Raw genomic sequence first — 4022 nt, forward strand, 5'->3', positions numbered from 1 at the left:
GCTGCCGCATCGAAGTGCCGCCTCTGGTGCCAATGGCCGACGGACGGGTCGTGGCCTGTCATGTGCGCGCTCCGGCGACGGGCATGCCGGCCGAGAAGAATATGACGGGTTGAACCTTCGCTACTGCGAGACGGTGTTGTCCATACAGCCAACGTCACGGGTGTCGGACGCGCAAAACTATAAGTTCCAGACTGCTCCTCTGATGCCGCAGCGACCTCCGTATGACAAGCTCCTACAGGCAAGAATAACGCACGCCACACGTTGACAAGATGTCAACTCAATACTAAAAGTCAAATCGCTGGCATGTGAGGATAATGAATGATGCTTCGAAAGCCCAAGTTGGTTCGCGAAGTGCTGACTCGCCGGGCATCCAATGCAGCATCGGTTGCTGCAAGTGGTCGGCTGACGGCGTGGCTGTTTCTGTTATGGCGAACTCTTTTTCGCCCAGTGAAATTTGTTCAGGTTATCATTTCAATCCACGTGTAGAAAGCGACAGTAGATGCGCATGTTTACTGCCACGCTCGCCACAGAGACCGTCACCTTTTCACCTCTGCCGACCAGCCTCGATTCATACAAAGAGTGCCTCTTTTATAGACCTGGCGAGTTCCCGCACGAGCTGCCGCCCCATTGGTGCACGGAACCGCTTTGGGTGGCGCGCCGCAGGGCGGCTGCAGAGGGCTTTACGCTTGTCGAAGGAAGTTGTTTCGTCGCAGAACCCTCCGGCACCACGAATCGTAGCGACTACGAGTTTATGCGGGATGAGATCCTAGGTCAGGTTCAGGCGGCATTGCCCCTCGAAGGTGTGCTGCTGGGGCTGCACGGAGCAATGGTGGCGCATGGCTATGACGACGTCGAAGGCGACATCATCGAGCGCGTCCGTGCTCTCGTCGGGCCGAAATGCGTCATTGGCGTCGAACTCGATCCACATTGCCATCTAACGATCAAGCGGGTCAAGCTTGCCGACATTATCGTGCTCTACAAGGAATACCCCCACACTGATACTGTTGAGCGCGCCGAGGAGCTGATCGATTTGGTTCTGAAGACGGTGCGCGGGCAAGTCACGCCTGTCATGTCTCTGTATGATTGTCGACAAGTCGGTTTCTATCCCACCACTGAGCCGCTGATGCGGCGCTTCGTCGATCGCGTGAAGGAGATGGAGGGTAAAGACGGCGTGCTCTCGATTTCCATCGGCCATGGGATGTCTACTGCTGACGTGCCGGAGGTCGGCTGCCGCATCCTCGTGGTCATGGACAAAGACAAGGCCAAGGGGGATGCACTTGCCGTCAGGATTGGCGAGGAGTTCGTCTCAATGCGCGGCAAGACCGCACCGCAATGCCACTCTGTCGATGATGGGATTGACGCCGCCCTCGCATTTAGCGACCCGCCAGTTGTGATGGCGGATATGTGGGACAACGCTGGGGGCGGCTCATCTTCAGACAATACCGTGATCGTGCAGCGCCTCATGGCGCGCCGGGTCGAAAATGCTGCAGTCGGACCCGTATGGGATCCGATCGCAGTGCGGCTCTGCTTCGACGCAGGCGAAGGGGCCGAGTTTGCGCTACGCTTCGGGGGCAAGATCGGCCCCGCGTCCGGCATGCCGATCGATGCGACCGTCACCGTGGTCGGACTCAAGCGCGAATGCTGGCAGAGCACAGGTTCGGAGCAGCCCTCATTTCTCGGCGACTGCGCCGCCGTGCGGATGGGCGGCGTCGAGGTCGTGCTGAACACTAACCGGGTACAGGCTATGGGGCCCGAGCTCTTTAGCAATGTCGGCATCGACCCGCTCGCAAGAAAGCTGTTGGTCGTCAAGTCGAGCAACCATTTCATGGGGGGCTATGGGCCAATCGCGAAGAAGGTGATCTATGTTGACAGCGTAGGATTTGACTACAGCAAGATCCCTTACACACGTGTCGGCCCGATCTGGCCGCGCGATGAAAAGACCAGCCCCGGCCTCATTCTTTGAGTGTCGATCTGATGTATCCCCAGCAAGGTTTCACAGGACCATGACCGGAACAAACCAAATTCAGCGCCTGCAGACGAATGCCCGTATGAGCCATGTGGTGATCGCTGCAGGTATCGTATATCTGTCTGGCCAGGTTGCCGACACCCCGAATGCGCCGATTAAGCAGCAGGTGAAAGAGGCCCTTTCGCGCATTGATACACTGCTCGGGTCCGCCGGAGTGGACAATACACGGCTGCTGACCGCGAACGTATGGCTCAGCGATGCTCTATACTTCGAGGAATTCAATCGCGTCTGGGAAGCCTGGGTGCCCGACTACCACGCGCCGACGCGCGCCACCGTGCAGGCACTGCTTATGGGTAACGGATACGACGTGGAGATCGCCGTCACCGCGCTCGCGCGATGAATATTTTGGCGAACGCGCAAAGCCGACGACGTGGCAATACACTGATGAAATTCGATACTATCGTCCTTGGAGCTGGGATCGTCGGCATATCGGTCGCGGTTCACCTACAACGGCTTGGGCGCGCTGTTGCGGTCATTGACCGCAAGCCTCCGGGCAGCGAGACCTCCTACGGAAACGGCGGGCTCATCGAAAGTCAAAGCGTTTGCCCAATCCCCTTTCCGCGGTCGGTCCGCGAGTTGCTGCACTATGCGCGCAACCGAGCGCCAGACGCGCGCTATCACCTGCGCGCGATGCCCAAGCTAGCACCTTTCCTTATGCAGTACTGGTGGTATTCGGAGCCCGGTCGTCACGCAGCGATCGCGCGCGCGAACGCTACACTGATCGAGCACTGCGTGACCGAGCATCGCGCGCTGGCGGAAGCTGCGGGTGCCCTCGGGCTGCTGCAGCGCCAGGGATGGATCAGGGTGTTTCGCACTCGTGCCCGACAGGATCGGGAGTACTTTAAGGCCGAACAGCTGTGTCAGGAGTTCGGTGTCGGGTTTCACACTCTCGATGGAACTGCCCTACGCAATCTCGAGCCCGACTTGAGTTCGGCCCTGATTGGCGCTTTGCACTATACGACATCGGAATTTGTCAGCGACCCGCAGGCACTTGTGCGTGCCTACGCGCGCCACTTCGAAATGCTGGGTGGTCGCATGTTCATTGGCAATGCGGACACACTCGAACCCGGATGGCGCATGAGCACGCAGGATAGAGTGATTGAAGCGGCATCGGTGGTAGTCGCGATGGGTCCCTGGTCGGATCGCGTCACATCGAAGCTGGGGTATCGCGTCCCGTTGGCAGTAAAGCGCGGGTATCACATGCATTATTCGGCTGAGCATGGCGCGCGATTGCGTCATCCGGTGGTGGACGTTGAGAACGGTTACATGATCGCGCCGATGTCCCGCGGCATTCGTCTCACGACCGGTGTCGAGCTGAGCTTGCGCGATAGCGCGAAAACGCCCGTGCAACTCACCGCGGTCGAGCCAGTTGCACGCGAGCTGTTTCCGCTGGGCGAACAGGTGGACGACGAACCGTGGATGGGCTGCCGTCCGTGCACGCCTGACATGCTGCCTGTCATCGGCCCCGCACCGCGTCATCGCGGGCTGTGGTTGGCGTTCGGACACGGGCATCTTGGACTGACGCAAGGGCCCGTCACGGGACGGCTAGTTGCTGAGCTGATGACTGGGAGCGAGACGGTATGCGACCCGGGGCCATTTCGCGTCGAGCGTTTTCGCGTGTGAGCGACGGACTCGACATGCGCTCGCAACTTGATTTTCAAGAGTTACCATGCGGTCAGGAGGCGTTCGCAACGGGAAAGATTCGGCTCCGCACTCAGATGCCCAGCGACATAAGGACATGCACTGCTCGAGCTCCGTTGGCCCGAGCGCTCTTCCAAAACAGTGCGGGTCAGTCGACGATCGCGGGCACGGCAAATCTGCAAAGAGTCGGAAATGGTCATGCAACGAAATCAGACGCATGCGCTGAACTAATTGGACATCGGTATCCAGTGCGATCTGAAGCAAGCAGTCCATTCAAGCTATGAAAGCGATATAGCCATGCCCACCTTGTCACCCCAGCAAGTGCTCAATCACTTGGACCGCAACACCTATTGGC

3 protein-coding genes and 1 pseudogene are annotated in these 4022 nt (G+C 59.0%); all 4 read left to right on the top strand.

The genetic code is table 11. The annotated features are described in order from the left end of the window. A pseudogene (locus ABID19_RS34105) lies at positions 1–113 on the top strand (oligopeptide ABC transporter ATP-binding protein); the annotation flags it as partial. A 386-nt stretch (positions 114–499) separates the two neighbouring features. Further along, the gene (locus ABID19_RS34110) at positions 500–1963 is read left to right on the top strand and encodes a M81 family metallopeptidase (protein ID WP_263807274.1); all 1464 of its coding nucleotides are present in this window, start codon (positions 500–502) and stop codon (positions 1961–1963) included. Positions 1964–2003: 40 nt separating this feature from the next. After that, positions 2004–2366, top strand: a complete 363-nt coding sequence (locus ABID19_RS34115) for a RidA family protein (RefSeq protein WP_263807275.1) — start codon at positions 2004–2006, stop codon at positions 2364–2366. Between the two features lie 44 nt (positions 2367–2410). Beyond that, the gene (locus ABID19_RS34120; protein ID WP_263807276.1) at positions 2411–3649 is read left to right on the top strand and encodes an NAD(P)/FAD-dependent oxidoreductase; all 1239 of its coding nucleotides are present in this window, start codon (positions 2411–2413) and stop codon (positions 3647–3649) included. The last annotated feature ends 373 nt before the right edge of the window (positions 3650–4022 follow it).

This window comes from Mesorhizobium robiniae, from assembly GCF_040545535.1.
GTDB classification, from domain to species: domain Bacteria; phylum Pseudomonadota; class Alphaproteobacteria; order Rhizobiales; family Rhizobiaceae; genus Mesorhizobium; species Mesorhizobium robiniae.

What these genes read in the sequence shown, in the direction of transcription:
- ABID19_RS34110 (WP_263807274.1), top strand. Translation starts at nt 500, where the DNA reads ATGCGCATGTTTACTGCCACGCTCGCCACAGAGACCGTCACCTTTTCA.
- ABID19_RS34115 (WP_263807275.1), top strand. Translation starts at nt 2,004, where the DNA reads ATGACCGGAACAAACCAAATTCAGCGCCTGCAGACGAATGCCCGTATG.
- ABID19_RS34120 (WP_263807276.1), top strand. Translation starts at nt 2,411, where the DNA reads ATGAAATTCGATACTATCGTCCTTGGAGCTGGGATCGTCGGCATATCG.